The sequence below is a fragment of the Streptomyces cellostaticus genome (genome assembly GCF_001513965.1).
GTDB lineage: Bacteria > Actinomycetota > Actinomycetes > Streptomycetales > Streptomycetaceae > Streptomyces > Streptomyces cellostaticus.
The window spans coordinates 40,580-57,126 of sequence record NZ_KQ948038.1; the positions used below are offsets into that span (position 1 = coordinate 40,580).

The window sequence follows — 16,547 nt, forward strand, 5'->3', positions numbered from 1 at the left end:
ACGCACCGCACTCACCCGGTCGCACGCCGTTACGCTCGTCTGATGCACACCTGGTCATCCCTCCGCCGGAACCGCCGGACCCGAACCGGAACTCGGACCCGAAACCGATCCCGGGCGACGGCGCGCGTCGCGGGCACCCTTCTCACGGCCGCCGCGCTACTCGTGTCCGCCTGTTCCTCCGGGAGCTCGACCACCCCGTCCGGTGGTGCGCAGGAGGCGGCGCTGGCCGCGCTGCCGCGTGCCACGCCGGCGGCGCTGTCGTCGTACTACACGCAGCACCTGAACTGGCGCAGCTGCGGTGTGTCCGGCTTCCAGTGCGCCACGATGAAGGCTCCGCTGGACTACGCCAAGCCCGGTGCGGGTGACATCCGGCTCGCCGTCGCCCGCAAGAAGGCCACCGGCAAGGGAAGGCCGCTCGGCTCGCTGCTGGTCAACCCGGGCGGCCCGGGCGGCTCGGCGGTCGGCTACCTCCAGCAGTACGCGGGCATCGGCTACCCCGCCGAGGTCCGCGCGCGCTACAACATGGTCGCGATGGACCCGCGGGGCGTCGCAGGCAGCGAGCCCGTCGAATGCCTGAGCGGGCACCAGATGGACGCCTACACGCAGACGGACAGCACCCCCGACGACCAGAAGGAGACGAACGCGCTGGTCGGGGAATACAAGCAGTTCGCCGAGGGCTGCGGGGCGCACTCGGCGCGCCTGCTCAGGCACGTGTCCACCGTCGAGGCGGCCCGGGACATGGACATCCTGCGGGCCGTGCTGGGCGACCCGAAGCTGAACTATGTCGGCGCGTCGTACGGCACCTTCCTCGGGGCGACGTACGCCGGCCTGTTCCCGGACCGGGTGGGCCGTCTGGTGCTGGACGGGGCGATGGACCCCTCCCTCGAGGCCCGCAAGCTGAACCTGGAGCAGACGGCCGGCTTCGAGACGGCGTTCCAGGCGTTCGCGAAGGACTGCGTACGGCAGGCCGGCTGCCCGCTCGGCGGCAAGGGCACCACGCCCGCGCAGGTCGGCAACCATCTCAAGGCCTTCTTCCGCAAGCTGGACGCCCACCCCATCCCGGCGGGCGACCCGGGCCACCGCAAGCTCGGTGAGTCGCTGGCCACCACCGGGGTGATCGCGGCGATGTACGACCAGGCGACCTGGGAACAGCTGCGCGAGGCGCTGACCTCGGCGATGAAGGAGAACGACGGTGCGGGCCTGCTCGCCCTCTCCGACAGCTACTACGAACGCGACGCGAACGGCCACTACAGCAACCTGATGATGGCCAACGCCGCCGTGAACTGCCTCGACCTGCCGCCCGCCTTCACCGGCCCCGAGCAGGTGGAAAAGGCCCTGCCCGAGTTCGAGAAGGCCTCCCCGGTCTTCGGCGAGGGCCTGGCCTGGGCCTCGCTGAACTGCGCGTACTGGCCGGTGAAGGCCACGGGCGAGCCGCACCGCATCGTGGCGAGGGGCGCGGCTGCCATCGTGGTCGTCGGCACCACCCGCGACCCGGCGACCCCCTACCCCTGGGCCAGGTCCCTCGCCGGCCAGCTCTCCTCGGGCCGCCTGCTGACCTACGTCGGCGACGGCCACACCGCCTACGGCCGCGGCAGCACCTGCATCGACTCGGCGATCGACACCTACCTCCTCCACGGCACCCCACCGGCCCACGGAAAGCGCTGCTCATAGCCCTCGCGCCCGCCCCGGACCCCTCCGCTCCGGGGCGTGTACGAAGCACTCCGGGAAACTGTGTAGACTTACCGACGTTGCTGATCGCACCATAGTGCGGACAGCGCGCCGCTTTAGCTCAGATGGCCAGAGCAACGCACTCGTAATGCGTAGGTCTCGGGTTCGAATCCCGAAAGCGGCTCCACTGAAACCCCAGGTCAGATGCTTTCTGGCCTGGGGTTTTCTGTTCAGTGGGCGCGGCGCTCGTAGACCGTCACGCGGCGGCCGCGTACCTGGTGGTCCGCGACCACCGTGAAGTACATCCTGAGTACCGAAGTCTTCACCCTGTCCCGCTCCGCCGCCGCCGGCTTCGCCACCTCTGTCGCGTCTGTGACCAGCAGGACGCGACGCTCGGCGAGCATCGTGGCGCGGATCCGCGCGGGTCCGGCCTCCACACCCTTCAGGGTCCCGGAGTCCTCGGGGCTCTCCTGCAGAGCGATGTCCCTCAGGCCGGTGAAGGCCTCGGGCGAGACCAGCGCGGTGTCACGCCGGGCGGCCGGTACGAAGAGCACCGCGTCTCCGGTCTCCTTGAGCCGCCGTACGTCTGCCGCCACCGCCAGGACGTCGTCCACCCGGCTCGCCGGCGACCGCTTGGCCAGCGACTGCGGCAGCAGGGCCACCGCCGCCACGACGACCACCACGGGGAGGAGCCACATCGACGCCCTCGGGAAACGTGGCGTGGCCGCCCGTACCGCCGTGCCGAGCGCCGTCCCGATCAGCAGGGCCAGACCCAGCAGGCTGAAGAGCACGTACCGGTCGAGGAACAGCGGCTGGATGAGGGAGATGCCGATCAGGCCGAGCTGTGGCACCGCCAGCAGGGGCAGGCCGACCGCCGCGGCCGACGGGCGGCCTGTCTGCGGCCGGTCCAGCAGGGCTCCCAGACCGCCGATCGCCAGCAGCACCGCCGGACCGATCATCATGTGCCAGGTCAGCGGCGGGATCCAGGAGACCTGATCGGACTGGCTTCGGCTGAACAGGATCAGCGGCAGCACACCGGCCGTAGCGGCCGCCGAGGTCGCGGCCCAGCGTGTCCACGTTCCGCGCTCTGCCTGTGTCCAGACCAGGGTCGCCGCGTGCGCCGGCAGGATCATCAGGGACAGCCAGTTGAGCAGCCCGCACAGCAGGACCGCGCTGCCGTACGCCGCCCAACGAAGCGCCCCGGCCCGGCCCTCGAGCACGCTCACCAGCAGCAGTGTCGAGATCGCGGCCCCGGCCGCGACCAGTGCGTACGGGCGCCCCTCCTGGAGGTAGAACTGGACGGCCGGGAGCAGCCCCAGGGCCAGTCCCGCGCCCAAACCCGCCCAGAATCCGGCCAGTCGGTGGCCGGTGACCGTCACGCAGGCCGCTGCCACGGCCATGGCCAGTACGGAAGGCAGCCGCAGGGTTGTCGTACTGGGACCGAAGACTTCGAACAGCCCGTGCATCAGCAGGTAGTAGAGCCCATGCACGGCATCCACCTGCCCCAGCATGTGCCAGATCTCGGCGGGGGAGCGTCGGGCCACCTGCCAGGTCGCGGCCTCGTCCCGCCACACGCTGTGCTGCCGGGACAGTCCCCACAGGCCGAGGGTCAGGGTCCACAGCATCGGGATCAGCCAGATGGGCAGGCGGCGCCGGCGGACGGCTGTGTGGGAAGTCATGAAGCTGTCGAGACCCTCGAGGTTGCGGTGCGAACCGGCGTCCCGGCAGGGGGCACATTCCGCTGCCGCAGAACTGGTCGACCATACATTGACCGGGGAAGAAACACCGCTTCTCGGCGAAGCGGCCGAAAAGAACAGTCCAAGATGTGGCCGCTACGTTTTCGGGTCGTCCGCCGATGCCGACGCGCTGTTGGACGCGAACGTACTGGCGCGTCAGGAGAGCCGGGAAGCCTGCGTCAAGGCGGGCGACGCCGTCTTCGCCGTGCATGATTCCTCTCGGGTCGCCCCCTCCTGAGGGCTGTCGGCCGGGCCGCTGCCATCGCCTCGCCGTCTGCTGCGCAAAGCAGGTCAAGGCAGGCAAAGCGGCGAGAGGCGGGAAAGGCAAGGAAAGGCAAGGGAAGGCGCGGACAAAACCGGAGCAAAGGGGCTGCAAAGTGAATCGGTATCAGATGAACCAGCGCATCTGAGGCAACATCTTGGTGAACGGCGAGCGCCACGCGGTCAGGACGGCGGCGCCGCCGTCGGCCGGATGGGGTGAGGTACGTGGTGGAGCCGAGGATCGCGGTCGCTGTGGTGACCATGGGCAACCGGCCCGCCGAAGTCGACGCCCTGCTGGAGTCCGTGGCCAAGCAGGACATCGAGCCCGCCCGCATCGTGATCGTCGGCAACGGCTGCCGGCTGCCCGAGTTCGCCGAACGGCTCTCCCTGCCGGGCCAGGTCACCACCATCGACGTCGAGGAGAACCTCGGCTGCCCGGGCGGCAGGAACGTGGCCCTCGCCCGGCTGCGCGCATACGGCGACGTCGACATCGTCGTGGATCTGGACGACGACGGGCTGCTCGTCGACGCCGATGTGCTGCGCCGGGTGCGCGAGCTGTACGCGGCCGACCTGCGGCTCGGCATCGTCGGCTTCCGCATCGCCGACGAGCACGGCGAGACCCAGCAACGGCACGTGCCCAGGGTGGGCAAGTCCGATCCGATGCGCGGCGGTGACGTCACCGGCTTCCTCGGCGGCGGGCACGCCCTGCGCATGGAGATGCTGGCCGAGACCGGCGACTGGCCCGCCGAGTTCTTCTTCGCCCACGAGGAGACCGACCTCGCCTGGCGGGCGGCCGACGCAGGCTGGAAGATCCGCTACGCCCCCGAGCTGCTCCTTCAGCACCCCAAGACCTCGCCGGCCCGGCACGCCATCTACTACCGCGTCAACGCCCGCAACCGGGTCTGGCTCGTTCGGCGCCGGCTGCCCCTGCTGCTCATTCCGGTGCACCTGGGGGTGTGGACGCTGCTCACCCTCGCCCGTACCCGGTCCGCGGCCGGGCTGCGGGCCTGGTTCGGCGGGTTCGCGGAGGGGCTGCGGGAATCGGCCGGCGAGCGCCGGCCCATGCGCTGGCGGACGGTGTGGCGGCTCACCCGGCTGGGGCGCCCGCCCGTCATCTGAGCCGAGGCCGAGCCAGGGGCTGAGTCAGGGGTACGAGGGCGCGGGACAGGGCCCCGGTCGTTCACCTCCGCCGACCGGGGCCCTCTGACGTCCCCGGACCAGGCCTACGGCGACACTCCCCCGAGTTACGCGACATGACGCGCGCGCCGTCGGCCGGATCCGATGCAGTGATCACACCAGGGCTCACCAACAGATCGCTAACATGTGGCCAACGGTTCCTCCGCAGGCCGCGAACCGGTTGGCCGGAAGTCGCCGACAGTCGGTGGCGGCAAGCCGGAACCCCAACGGATTCCGGCCCCGACCAGCAGGCGGGAGGTGGCAGGAACCTGTTGTGGATGGGGCGGAATTCCGCCACGGAACGGCGGGCACGCGCCCGCCGCGCAGCACGGTCGGACAGGACCGCGGAAAGGCAGTGGAGCGGCGTGATGCGGCGATGCGAGCTGCGTTTCGGACTCCTGGGGCCACCTGTCCTCTACGACCGACAGCTGTACGGGATTTCGTACGACGCTTCCCAGGGCACCCTGGACGGCGCCCTCCCGGGGTCGGGTTACGCCTCCGACGCCGTCCCCGACAACCTCATCCACCCCATCGGCAGCCCCAAGGTGCGCGCCCTGCTCGCCGCGCTGCTGCTGGAGGCCGGCCGGGTGGTGTCGGTCGAGTCCCTGAAGGACGCCCTGTGGGGCGGGGCACCCCCCGTGTCGGCGCAGGCCTCGCTGCACAACCACGTCACCCGGCTGCGTCGGCTCCTGGACGACCCCGAGCGGCTCAGGGCCGTATCCCCCGGCTATCTGCTGCGCGTCGACGACGGCGAGTTGGACGTGCACGTGTTCGACGCCCGGGTCGCCGAGGCGCGCGCCGCGCACGCCCGGCGGGACTGGGCGGGTGTCGTGCGCGCCTGTACAGCCGGGCTCGCGCTCTGGCGCGGCACACCGCTCGGCGGACTGCCCGCCGACTTCGGCGGTTACGCCCTCGTGCAGCGCCTGGAGGAGGCGCGGCTGCTCCTGCTGGAATGGCGGTACGACGCCGAACTCGCCCTCGGGGGCGCCCGGCTGGGCGGGCTGGTCCCGGAGCTGGCGGCGCTCATCGCCGAGCACCCGCTGCGTGAGGCGTACCACCGCCAGCTGATGCTCGCCCTGCACCGCACCGGCCGACAGGCGGAGGCGCTGGCCGTCCACCGCGACCTGCGTGCCCGCCTGATCGAGGAACTCGGCGTCGAGCCCGGCCCCGCGGTCCGCGAGGCCCACCTGGAGGTTCTGCGAGTCTTCTCGCCCCCGAAGCCCGGAAAGCCGGCCACCGAGTCCACGCTTCCGCCCCGACGCACCCCCACACCGGCCGACGGCACCGCGACCCCCGGGACCACCAGGCCGATCGCCCCGGACACACCACCACCTGCCGGCGGCCACCCGCCCCTCCAGGGCGCACCCGCACCCGCCGACGGCGCTTCCGCCCCGCAGGGGCCGGCCGCACCCGACGGCGAAAGCGGCACGGGTGGTGCGGCTGGGGCAACGCACTCGGACGGAGGCCGGGTGCCACCCCCCGCTCCGCCCGCCCCCGCCCAACTCCCCCCTGCCCCGGCCATCTTCGCTGGCCGAGCCACCGAACTGCACGAGCTGCAGCACACCCTTGCCACCCGGCGGAGCCACCTCGCTGTGATCAGCGGCATGGCCGGCGTAGGCAAAAGCGCCCTCGCCCTCCATGTCGCCCACGCACTGCGGGAACGTTTCCCCGACGGCCAGCTGTACATCAACCTGCACGGTGCCACCCCCGGCATGTCCCCGCTCAGCACCGCCCAGGCCCTCGCCGCGCTCCTGCGCGACCTCGGCGCCGAGCCCCGCAGCATCCCCGAACACCCGGACGCGGCCGCCGCCCTGCTCCGCTCCCTCCTCGCCCCGGCCCGCATCCTCCTGGTACTGGACGACGCGGCGAACGCGGCCCAGGTGCGCCCCCTGCTGCCGGCCGGCCCCGGCTGCGCCGTGATCGTCACCAGCCGCTCGCCGCTGACCGCCCTGGACGGCGCCCGCCGCTTCCCGCTCGGCCCGCTCAGCGGGGAGGACAGCGCGGCGCTGCTACGCGCGGTGAGCGGACGCGAGGGGCTCGACGCCGGCCACGCCCTGGTCGAGCTGACCGGCAGGCTCCCGCTCGCGCTGCGGGTCGTCGCCGCCCGGCTGGCCGCCCGCCGGGCCCTGACGCCGGACGTGCTGGCCGGGCAACTGGCCGCCACCGAGGGCCGGTTGCACCACCTGGAGTACGACGACCTGAGTGTCCGCCGCTCCCTGGCCGTCGCCCACGACGCGCTCGCCGCCGCCGAACGCGAGGCCGACCGGGATGCGGCGCTCGTCCTGCGCCACATCGGCGCCCTCGACCTGTCGGTCTACGGCGCCCCGCTGGTCGCCCGCCTCACCGGCACCGACGAGCGCCGCGCCGAGGCCGCCCTGGACCGGCTGGTCGACGTGGCACTGCTGGAGGAGACGGCGTACGGCCGCTACGCCCCGCACGACCTGGTGCGCGACTTCGCCCGCGAACTGTCCGGCCAGAGCCCCGAGCGGGCTGCCGACGCCGACCTCACCGCCCTGCGCTGGTACGCCGCCGTCGCCGAGCATGCCCTCATCGCCATCGTGGAGCCCGGTCTCGACCAGGACGACCGCCGGCAGCCCACCGCCGCCCAGCCGCCGGAGCACGCGGCGGACGTGGCGGCCCTGGCGCCCTTCGAGTCCGCCGACATGGCCTTCGCCTGGGGCGAGGTGGAGCTGGAGAACATCGTCGCGCTGGTGGAGCGCAACGCGGACACGGCCGACGACCGCCGGGCCGCGCAGCTGTCTTCGCTCGTCCGGTTGTTCTTCCCCTATGTGCAGCGCAGCGGCCACGTCGCCGAGATGGAGGTGCTGGGGCGGGCCGCGCTCGGCGCCGCGCGGCGGCTCGGGGACGCGGCGGCGGAGGCCTACGCGCTAGGCGACCTCGCGGGCGTGCACTTCCTGGCCGGCCGGCAGAACGATGCCCTCACCCTCACCGACCAGGCCCTGGTGATCTGGCGACGGCTCGGCAGGGCCTCCTGGATCCGGCGCAGCCTGAACAACCGGGGGCTGCTGCTGGAGGGGCTGGGACGGTTCGCGGAGTCCGGGGAGGCGCTGCGGCAAAGCCTCGGCTACTCCCGGCAGCTGAACGACCCCTACGGCGAGGCCGTCACCCACAGCCACCTCGGCAACCTCTACGAGCACACCGACCCGCGGGCCGCCATCGAGCAGCATCAGCGCTCGCTGGCGATCGGGGACGCGATCGGCGCGGTCATCGTGCAGCACTCGGCGCACTGCAACATCGGTTACGCCCAGCTTGCCCTCGGCGAACCGGCCGCCGCGGCCCGGCACTTCGAGGAGAGCCTGCGCATCCTCGGCGGCCACGGCGACTGGCACGGCGAGTCGCAGACCCGGCTCGGTCTGGTCCGCGCGCTGCGGCAGCTGGGCGCGTCCGAGCGGGCCGCCCGCGAGTGCGCCGAGCTGCTGCACCGGGCCGACGCCCGGGCCGACCGCTACATCGGCGGACTCGCCCGCCACCAGCACGGGCTGCTGCTGCGCGAGCAGGGGCGGCGGCCGGAGGCGTACGACACCTGGCGCGCGGCCCTCGCGGCGCTGGCCGGCACGGACGAGCTGAACGTGGTGGAGGAACTGCGGGAGCTGCTGGCCGACGGCACGGCGCCGTAACAGGCGTTCACTTGGCGTCGGCATAGCACTCCACCACCGCCGTCGTGAACGGGAAGCGCACCGGGGTGTCGCCGAAGGTCAGCCGTCCGGCCAGGTCGCCGGCGTCCCGGATGGCCCGGACGACCGTGTCGGCCTCCTCGGCGGGGCAGTGCACGATCACCTCGTCGTGCTGGAAGAAGACCAGCTCGGCCGCGAGGCCCGCGCAGGCCCGGCGCAGCGCGGCGAGCAGCAGCAGGGCCCAGTCGGCGGCGCTGCCCTGCACGACGAAGTTCCGCGCGAAGCGGCCCCGCGCTCGGGAGTTGGTGGAGGCGTAGCCGGGGACCCAGGCCTGGCCGTCGGGGTCGTCCTCGCCGACCGGGATGCCCGCCTCCTCCGTCGCGTCCTCGCCCGCCCGGGCTGCGGGCGGGCAGGTCCGGCCCAGCCAGGTGCGCACGAGCCGGCCCTCCTCGCCGGCCCGCGCGGCCTCGTCCACGTAGGCCACCGCCTGGGGGAAGCGGCGGCGCAGCGCGGCGAGGTTCTTCAGGCCGTCGCCGGAGGTCTGGCCGTAGACCGCGCCGAGCACGGCGAGCTTGGCCTGGTCCCGGTCGCCGGAGAAGGCGCGGTCGGAGACGGACTGGTAGAGGTCGCTCGCGCGGCCGGCGACCTCCATCAGGCCGGGGTCGCGGGAGATCGCGGCGAGCACGCGCGGCTCCATCTGGTCGGCGTCGGCCACGACCAGCCGCCAGCCGGGGTCGGCGACCACGGCCCGCCGGATCACCTTGGGGATCTGCAGCGCGCCCCCGCCGTTGGTCACCCAGCGCCCGGTGACCGTGCCGCCGGCCAGGAACTCCGGCCGGAAGCGGCCGTCGCGCACCCAGTCCTGGAGCCAGGACCAGCCGTGTGCGACCCAGATGCGGTAGAGCTTCTTGTACTCCAGCAGGGGTTCGACGGCCGGGTGGTCGAGGGAGCGGATCTCCCAGCGGCGGGTGGACTTCACCTTGATCCCGGCCTGCGCGAAGGCCTTGATCACGTCGGCGGGCAGGTCGGGCCGCACCCGGCGGCCGAAGGCCGTGGACACCTCGTCGGCCAGCTCGGCGAGGCGGCGGGGCTCGCCGCCGCCCGCGTACCGCTCGCCGAGCAGGTCGTGCAGCAGCTCGCGGTGGACCTCGGTGCTCCAGGGGAGGCCGGCGCGGTTCATCTCGGCGGCCACCAGCATCCCCGCCGACTCGGCGGCGGTCAGCAGCCGCATGCGGTCGAGGTGGGCGGTCTTCTCGTGCCGCCGCTGTTGCTCGGCGTAGACCGTGAGGAGGTCGGCGAGCGGCATGCGGGTGCCGGCCGGCTCGAACAGCGGGGACTGGGCGCCCGGTTCGGCCGAGCGCTGCGGCGGGTCGGGCGGTACGGGGCCGCCGCGGAGGCGGGCCAGGGCGGCGGCGGCCGAGTGCGGCTCGCCGTACCGGCCCTCGTGGCCCAGCAGGAGTGTTTCGGCGTCCTCGATGTCGTAGCACCGCTCCACTCGCACCCCCGTGGCGAGCAGGCGCGGGTAGACCTCGGGGGTCGACCGCCACACCCAGCGCGTTACCTCCGGACGGCTCCGCACCGCCTGGGCGAGATCGCTCTCCCGCCGCACAGGACCGGCGGGCAGCCCGTCCGGGCCGAGGGGGGCGACGTCCACGCCACCGTCCTCGGCCGGTGCGAGTGCCCACCGGTCGGTCATGTCTGCGAGTGTGGCAGGCGGCTCTGACAATGGCCGTGACCTGCGGTTTCAGTCCTCCTGAGCGGTTTCCTGGCCCTTCTGCTCCAGCAGCAGCGCCAGCACCTTGCCGACGTACTCCTCGGTCGCCGCCTTGCCGATGCCGAGCCCGCTGAGGACGCCCTCGCCGTTCTCGTGCTCCAGCAGGGCCAGCAGGAGGTGCTCGGTGCCGATGTAGTTGTGGCCGAGCCGGAGGGCCTCGCGGAAGGTGAGTTCCAGGACCTTCTTGGCTCCCGGGCCGTAGGGGATGAGGTCGGGGACGTTCTCCGCGGCCGGCGGGAGCGCGGCGGTCGCGGCCTGGCGTACGGCGTCCAGCGGGACACCCTGCGCGGTGATCGCCTTCGCGGCCAGGCCCTCCGGCTCGGCCAGCAGCCCCAGGACCAGGTGCTCGGGGCGGCCTTCGGGGTTGTGCGCCGCCACCGCCTCGTTGTGGGCTGCCATGACCACGCTCTGCGCGCGCGGGGTGTAGCGGCTGAAGCCCTGACTGGCGTCGAGGTCGGCCGACTCCTTCGGCACGAACCGCTTCTGTGCCGCCTGCCGGGTCACGCCCATGCTCTTGCCGATGTCGGTCCAGGACGCCCCCGAGCGGCGGGCCTGGTCGACGAAGTGACCGATCAGATGGTCGCCCACGTCACTGAGGTGATCGGCGGCGATCACCGCGTCCTGGAGCTGTTCGAGGGGTTCGGTGTGAACCTTCTTGATGGCCTCGATGAGGTCGTCGAGGCGCACGGATGCCGTGGTGTTCGGGTTGCTCGCCATGTGTCAACCGTAGGTTGCACCCCTCCGACTGTCAACCATCGGTTGACAGTCGGAGGGGTGGTCATCGGCCTACGGCTGCGGGTGGTACATCACCACCATCACTCCGTGCACCGGCTGGTCCGCCCCGTCCTCCTCGGCCCCGTCGAGCAGCTCCGCCGGCGTGTCCCGCAGCTGCCGGGCCCGCTCCGGGCTCAGGCGCAGGTGACGCAGGCCGAGCAGGTGATCCGTGGGGGAGCGGTCCAGTACCCGCATCGGGAGGCCGCCATCCCGGTCGGCCGCGCGGTCAACCCGGTCTCCGGCACCAACGGGGAGAGCACCGGCGTCCGCCCCGACGTCCCTTGCCCGGCCGCCGACGCCCTCGACCGGGCCCTGGAGCCGGCCGCCCGCGCCTGAGGCTGTCCACAGGGTGTGGACGGCCTCGGCCCGCTGTCGGTGGCGCGTGGCACGATCGGCAGTGTGACCAGCACTGCCAGCACCGTCGAGCGGGCCTTCCGGGCCGCCCTGTACGACGACACCGACACCGGACTCGACACGGGCGCCTCCCTGCTCGCCGCCGACCCCGCCGCGGACGCCGAACTCACGCGGCGGGGCGAGGAGTTCGTCGCGGCCGCCTGGCAGCGTGGCTGGCAGCCCGCCGACGTCGTACGGCTGGTGCGGCGGGAGCTGGAGGACCTCCACGTACGCCTGGCCGCGGGCCTGATCCGGGCGCAGGCCGGGCAGGACCGCCCGCGCGGGCGCCGGTGGACCGGCCAGCTGGAGGCCCTGCCGGCGGCCCCCGCGCGCGGAGGCGACCGCTTCTCGCACGCCACCGCCGTCCTCCGGCTGTACCGCCTGCTGCTGCGCCTGCCCGCCCTGGAGCCCCTCGAAGAGCCCCGCCGCGAGCACGGGCCCGGCGCCTCCCGCATGCTCACCCGGATCCGCGCCCTGCTCGCCAAGGCCGAGGCGACCGGGTATCCGGAGGAGGCGGAGGCGCTGAGCGCCAAGGCGCAAGAGCTGATGGCCCGGCACAGCGTGGACGAGGCGCTGCTGGCGGCCGGTGCCCCCGCGCCGGACGCGCCCGGCGCCTGCCGCATCGGCGTCGAGCCGCCGTACGAGCAGGCCAAGGCGGTCCTCCTGGACGCGGTCGCCACCGCCAACCACTGCCGCGCGGTGTGGAACGAACCACTGGCCTTCTCCACGGTCGTCGGCTTCGAGGCGGACCTGGAGGCGGTCGAGCTGCTCTACACCTCGCTGCTGGTGCAGGCCACGCACGCGATGACCAAGGCGGAGGCCGCCCAGAGAGCCGGCGGCCGCAAGCGCACCAAGACCTTCCGGCAGTCGTTCCTCGCGGCCTACGCCCACCGCGTCGGCGACCGCCTCGCGGCCGCGGCCGACACCCAGGTGACCCAGGACCTGCTGCCGGTCCTCGCCACCCGGGACATAGCCGTCACCGACCGGCTGGAGCGCCTGTTCCCCGAGACCACCACGACCCGGCTGCGCGGTGTGAGCGACGCGGCGGGCTGGACGGAGGGCGCACGCGCGGCAGACCGGGCGCAGGTCAGAGCCCGGCCACGGCTCGGGTGAGCGTCAGTCTCCGGCCTGCTGGAAGGCGCTGACCGAGGCGTTCGGGTCGCCCTGGCTGGTCCGGCCGGCGATCGCGCCGTACTTCCAGGGAATGCTCTGACCGGCGTCGCTGCCCGGCAGGACCACGTTCATCGACTTGGGCTTCAGGCTCTTGTCGTCGTTGTCCTTGCCCCGCACGTAGGTGACGGTGAAGGTCGCGGAGTCCCCCTTGGCGAGCTTCAGCGTCTGCGCCTTGGCCTCCTTCTGGGGCTTCAGGCTGACGGTCGCGCCGGTCTGGTTCAGCTCGACGTGCGGGAAGCCGTCCAGGGTGCAGGGTGCGCTCTGGTTGGTGATGCTGACGACCACCTCGCCGGTGTCCCCGGCCGCCGGTGCCACGCTCGCGGAGCCGGCCTGCACGGAGACCTTGCCGACCGCACAGCCCGACCCGGACGTGTTCTTGCCGCCGCTGCCGCCCCCGCTGTCATTGCAGGCGGTCAGCAGCAGAGCGGCGGCGAGGGCGGTGACGGTGAGCGGAATGGCGCGCATGAGCAGGTCCCCATCGAGGTCGTGACGGTCTTCCTGCATCATGGCGCCTGCGGCCGGGCCCCGATCACGCGCCCCGGCAGAATTCACTGCTTTGTGTGCGCCGTCGGCAACCCGGAGGGCAGCTTGCCGCCCTCGGCCCTGGTGTAGGTCTCCTGGCCGAGCTTGCCCGACCAGGTCACCTTCATGCCGTCCTTGCTCACCGAGTCGACCATGCCGGTGACCCGGTCCTTGCTGCCGTCGGTGCAGGTCAGATGGACCATCTGCATGCCTGCCTCGGCGCCCGCGGTGCCGCTGCACACGGATCCGCCGGTCGCGAAGAGCCCGGCCTTCTTCCCGGTGATCACCAGGGCCACGATCGTGCCCTTGCTGGTGGTGATCCAGCTGCCCTGGAGTTTGCCGGAGGCGTCCGTCACCGCGCCCGTGGCGCTGCCGGTGGGTGTCGGGGTCGCGCTGGACGAGGTGTCGTTCTTGGAGCCGCCCCCGCTGCACGCGGTCAGGGCGAGCGCGCCCACCAGCCCCGCGGCCGCGGCCGCCGTCCGCACCCTTGCAGTCGCCGTAGTCACGTCACGCTCCCGAAAGCTCCAGTGGCCGGCCTCCCGTGGCCGGAGGGACCGCAGCAAGCTATCAGCCGTTACCAGGAGGACTTCCGGACGCCGGGCAGGAATCCCTTGTGAGCCTGCTCGCGCAGGTTCACCCGGGACAGGCCGAAGGTGCGCAGGTAGCCGCGTGGCCGGCCGTCCACCTGGTCGCGGTTGCGCACGCGCGTGGCGCTGGCGTCCCGCGGCTGCCTGCGCAACTCCCGCTGGGCGGCGATCCGTTCCGCCTCCGTCGTGGAGGGCCGCCGGATGATCTCCTTCAGTTCGGCGCGGCGCTCGGCGTACCGGGCGACGACCTCCTTGCGCCGCTCGTTCTTCGCGATCTTGCTCTGCTTCGCCATCAGACCTTCACCCCCCGGGCGCGGATCCGGGCCACGGCCGCCTCGACGCCGATGGTGTCCACGGTCTTGATCGCCTTCGCGCTCAGCCGCAGCCGCACGTGCCGGCCCTCGCCGGGCAGCCAGTAGCGCTTGGTCTGGATGTTCGGGTCGAAGCGGCGGGAGGTGCGCCGGTGGGAGTGGGAGATGCGGTTGCCGAAGCCGGGCTGGGTGCCGGTCAGCATGCAGTGGGCGGACATGGGTGACGTACCTCTCCTCAACGCTGGATGCTAATGGAATTCATTTTCAGTAAGATAGCAGCATGGCACGCAACGAACTCCGCCCGGTCATCAGGCTCCGGTCCACCGCCGGGACCGGCTACACCTACGTGACCCGCAAGAACCGCCGCAACGACCCGGACCGCATGACGCTGCGCAAGTACGACCCGGTCGCCGGCCGGCACGCCGACTTCCGAGAGGAGCGCTGAGGCAACGCCATGCGCAAGGGAATCCACCCCGACTACGGGCCCGTCGTGTTCCGTGACCGTGCTGCCGGCCACGCCTTCCTCACCCGCTCGACCATGACGAGTCAGAAGACGATCGAGTGGGAGGACGGCCGCACCTACCCGGTCGTGGACGTCGAGATCTCCGACGTCAGCCACCCCTTCTACACCGGCACCGCCCGCGTCCTGGACACGGCCGGCCGCGTGGAGCGCTTCGAGCGCCGGTACGGGAAGCGGGGCGGGGCGTGAGCCTGTCCGTGGCCGTCGTCGGCGGGCTGCACGCCGAGGCCCGCAAGGCGGCGGTGGACCGGCTCCTCGCCGACGTGCCCGGCAGCGTCGCCCTCCACCACGACCTGGCGACGGCCGCGGCCGGCACGGTCGTACGCACCGTCCGGGACCGCGACGGCATCCGCTCCGTCGGCGAGACGCCCCTGGTCAACGACTGCGCGTGCTGCGCCCTGCGCGAGGACCTGGTGCCGGAGCTGCGCCGCCTCGCCGACGACGGCACGGTGCGGCTCGCGATCGTCGAGCTGTGGGACTCGGTCGAGCCCAAGGCGATGGCCGAGGTGGTCACGGCCGGCGGCCTCACCGTCACCGGCGTGATCACCGCCGTCGATCCGGCGCTGGTACTGCCGTACCTCGGCAACGGCGACGACCTCGCCGAGGCGGGGCTCGCCGCGGCCGCCACCGACCAGCGCACGGTCGCCGACACCTTCGCCCGCCAGCTGGAGTACGCCCCCGTCCTCGCCGTGGCCGACTCACCGGAGGCCGACGACGAGGACCGTGAGCTGCTCGCGCAGCTCCATCCGACGGCCCGCCGGGTTCCGATCGGCCACGGCGGCCCGGCGGGCGCGACGTCCCGCACCTCCCCGCTGACGGCGGCCGCGCTCGCCGGTTTCGACGTGGAGGCGGCCGCGGCCGCCCAGCACCCGGCCTGCGCCCTGCTGCCCGCCGAGGCCGACAGTCACGGCGTCGCCACCCTGGTCTGGAACCGCCGCCGCCCCTTCCACCCCGGGCGGCTGTACGCGGCCCTGGAGGACCTGACCTGCGCCGCGGCCCGCAGCCGGGGCCGGTTCTGGCTCGCCGACAAACCCGACGTGCTGCTGCACTGGGACGCGGCGGGCGGTGCGCTGTGCGTCGAGAGCGCCGGCCCGTGGCTCGCCGCGCTGCCCGACGCGGCCTGGGAGATGGTCCCGCCGGTGCGCCGGGCCGCCGCCGCGCTGGACTGGCACCCGGAGCACGGCGACTGCTGCAACCACCTCGTCTTCACCTCGCCCGGCCTCGACCGCGACGGACTCGAGCACCTTCTGGAGTCCTGTCTGCTCACCGATGCCGAGTACGCCGCCGGGCGCGATGCCTGGAAGAAACTGCCGCCCGCCTTCGACACCCTGCTGGAGGTCTGATGCCTCGCCCGAGCGACCGCAAGCCCGCCAAGAACCGTCCCAACCCGCTGGACCAGGCCGGGATCACCTACATCGACTACAAGGACACCGACCTGCTGCGGAAGTTCGTCTCCGACCGCGGCAAGATCCGCAGCCGCCGGGTCACCAGGGTCACCGCCCAGCAGCAGCGGCTGCTGGCGCGGGCCGTCAAGAACGCACGGGAGATGGCGCTGCTGCCGTACTCCAGCAGGTGACAGGCTATAGGTAGGCGATTCCCTACGATTGACGCGTAGGGAATCGCCTATCTATTCTGCGGGCATGACCATCACGCATGCCTCATTCGTCACGCTTCCCGTCTCCGACCAGGACCGCGCGCTGCGCTTCTACACGGATGTCCTCGGCCTGGAGGTCACCGCCGACCGGGACCTGCCCCAGGGGCGCTGGCTCCAGGTGGCCCCCAGGGGTGCGCAGACCGTCTTCACCCTTTCGGGGCCCGGCATGGGGGGTTTTGAGGCCGGCTCCGCGCGGGGGATCATGTTGGTCACGACCGACGTCGACGCGGACTGTGCCCGGCTCACCGCGGCCGGGATCCCCGTGCAGGGACCGGACGAGCTCCCCTGGGGGCGCATGGCCTCCTTCGCGGACCCCGACGGCAACGGTCTGATGCTGCTGACGGAGAAGGAAGGTTTCTGACC

Annotated in this window: 17 protein-coding genes and 1 tRNA gene; 11 read left to right on the forward strand and 7 right to left on the reverse strand. The window is 72.8% G+C overall.

What is annotated here, in order from left to right; genetic code table 11:
- Positions 1-42: 42 nt before the first annotated feature.
- Positions 43-1,671 carry an alpha/beta hydrolase gene (locus AQI88_RS32845; RefSeq protein WP_067006173.1) on the forward strand — a complete coding sequence of 543 codons (1,629 nt, stop codon included), beginning with the start codon at positions 43-45 and terminating at the stop codon, positions 1,669-1,671.
- Between the two features lie 107 nt (positions 1,672-1,778).
- A tRNA-Thr gene (locus tag AQI88_RS32850) sits at positions 1,779-1,855 on the forward strand.
- Between the two features lie 43 nt (positions 1,856-1,898).
- Here the strand turns inward: AQI88_RS32850 and AQI88_RS32855 are convergent.
- Positions 1,899-3,347, reverse strand: a complete 1,449-nt coding sequence (locus tag AQI88_RS32855) for a glycosyltransferase family 39 protein (protein WP_067006175.1) — start codon at positions 3,345-3,347, stop codon at positions 1,899-1,901.
- Positions 3,348-3,890: 543 nt separating this feature from the next.
- Between AQI88_RS32855 and AQI88_RS32860 the strand changes: the two genes are divergently transcribed.
- Together AQI88_RS32860 and AQI88_RS32865 are read left to right on the forward strand one after the other, a co-directional pair.
- Positions 3,891-4,784, forward strand: coding sequence for a glycosyltransferase family 2 protein (locus tag AQI88_RS32860; RefSeq protein WP_079057968.1), 894 nt, complete (start codon positions 3,891-3,893; stop codon positions 4,782-4,784).
- Positions 4,785-5,209: 425 nt separating this feature from the next.
- The gene (locus AQI88_RS32865) at positions 5,210-8,479 is read left to right on the forward strand and encodes an AfsR/SARP family transcriptional regulator (RefSeq protein WP_067006177.1); all 3,270 of its coding nucleotides are present in this window, start codon (positions 5,210-5,212) and stop codon (positions 8,477-8,479) included.
- Between the two features lie 7 nt (positions 8,480-8,486).
- Here AQI88_RS32865 and AQI88_RS32870 read toward each other — a convergent pair whose 3' ends face one another.
- Both AQI88_RS32870 and AQI88_RS32875 read right to left on the reverse strand, forming a co-directional pair.
- Positions 8,487-10,172 (reverse strand): bifunctional 3'-5' exonuclease/DNA polymerase, encoded by a 1,686-nt coding sequence (locus AQI88_RS32870; protein ID WP_067006179.1) that lies wholly within the window; start codon positions 10,170-10,172, stop codon positions 8,487-8,489.
- Between the two features lie 48 nt (positions 10,173-10,220).
- Entirely contained in the window at positions 10,221-10,967 is a 747-nt protein-coding gene (locus AQI88_RS32875) for a Clp protease N-terminal domain-containing protein (RefSeq protein WP_067006181.1), read from the reverse strand.
- Positions 10,968-11,072: 105 nt separating this feature from the next.
- On the opposite strand from AQI88_RS32875, the gene AQI88_RS48020 reads away from it, so the two are divergent.
- Together AQI88_RS48020 and AQI88_RS32885 are read left to right on the forward strand one after the other, a co-directional pair.
- Complete coding sequence (locus tag AQI88_RS48020; RefSeq protein WP_244184431.1) at positions 11,073-11,360, forward strand: hypothetical protein; 288 nt, start codon at positions 11,073-11,075, stop codon at positions 11,358-11,360.
- Positions 11,361-11,423: 63 nt separating this feature from the next.
- Entirely contained in the window at positions 11,424-12,530 is a 1,107-nt protein-coding gene (locus AQI88_RS32885) for a DUF2786 domain-containing protein (protein ID WP_208615974.1), read from the forward strand.
- A gap of 3 nt (positions 12,531-12,533) precedes the next feature.
- Here AQI88_RS32885 and AQI88_RS32890 read toward each other — a convergent pair whose 3' ends face one another.
- The 4 genes from AQI88_RS32890 to rpmB all read right to left on the reverse strand — a co-directional run bounded on the left by AQI88_RS32890 (position 12,534) and on the right by rpmB (position 14,228).
- Entirely contained in the window at positions 12,534-13,055 is a 522-nt protein-coding gene (locus AQI88_RS32890; protein WP_067006424.1) for a DUF4232 domain-containing protein, read from the reverse strand.
- Positions 13,056-13,138: 83 nt separating this feature from the next.
- The gene (locus tag AQI88_RS32895) at positions 13,139-13,618 is read right to left on the reverse strand and encodes a hypothetical protein (RefSeq protein ID WP_244184432.1); all 480 of its coding nucleotides are present in this window, start codon (positions 13,616-13,618) and stop codon (positions 13,139-13,141) included.
- A gap of 68 nt (positions 13,619-13,686) precedes the next feature.
- Positions 13,687-13,992 carry a 30S ribosomal protein S14 gene (gene rpsN, locus AQI88_RS32900; protein ID WP_067006186.1) on the reverse strand — a complete coding sequence of 102 codons (306 nt, stop codon included), beginning with the start codon at positions 13,990-13,992 and terminating at the stop codon, positions 13,687-13,689.
- Complete coding sequence (rpmB, locus tag AQI88_RS32905; RefSeq protein WP_067006188.1) at positions 13,992-14,228, reverse strand: 50S ribosomal protein L28; 237 nt, start codon at positions 14,226-14,228, stop codon at positions 13,992-13,994. Before rpmB ends, rpsN begins: the two co-directional genes overlap by 1 nt.
- Positions 14,229-14,290: 62 nt before the next feature.
- Between rpmB and rpmG the strand changes: the two genes are divergently transcribed.
- The 5 genes from rpmG to AQI88_RS32930 all read left to right on the forward strand — a co-directional run bounded on the left by rpmG (position 14,291) and on the right by AQI88_RS32930 (position 16,545).
- A complete protein-coding gene (gene rpmG, locus AQI88_RS32910; RefSeq protein ID WP_053656360.1) occupies positions 14,291-14,455 on the forward strand; it encodes a 50S ribosomal protein L33 in 165 nt (54 codons plus the stop codon).
- 9 nt (positions 14,456-14,464) lie between these two features.
- Positions 14,465-14,719, forward strand: a complete 255-nt coding sequence (locus AQI88_RS32915) for a type B 50S ribosomal protein L31 (protein WP_067006190.1) — start codon at positions 14,465-14,467, stop codon at positions 14,717-14,719.
- Positions 14,716-15,873, forward strand: a complete 1,158-nt coding sequence (locus tag AQI88_RS32920) for a CobW family GTP-binding protein (RefSeq protein WP_067006192.1) — start codon at positions 14,716-14,718, stop codon at positions 15,871-15,873. The genes AQI88_RS32915 and AQI88_RS32920 overlap by 4 nt, the downstream gene beginning before the upstream one ends.
- Entirely contained in the window at positions 15,873-16,106 is a 234-nt protein-coding gene (gene rpsR / locus AQI88_RS32925; protein WP_067006194.1) for a 30S ribosomal protein S18, read from the forward strand. Before AQI88_RS32920 ends, rpsR begins: the two co-directional genes overlap by 1 nt.
- Before the next feature lie 64 nt (positions 16,107-16,170).
- A complete protein-coding gene (locus AQI88_RS32930; protein ID WP_067006197.1) occupies positions 16,171-16,545 on the forward strand; it encodes a VOC family protein in 375 nt (124 codons plus the stop codon).
- Positions 16,546-16,547: the final 2 nt, after the last annotated feature.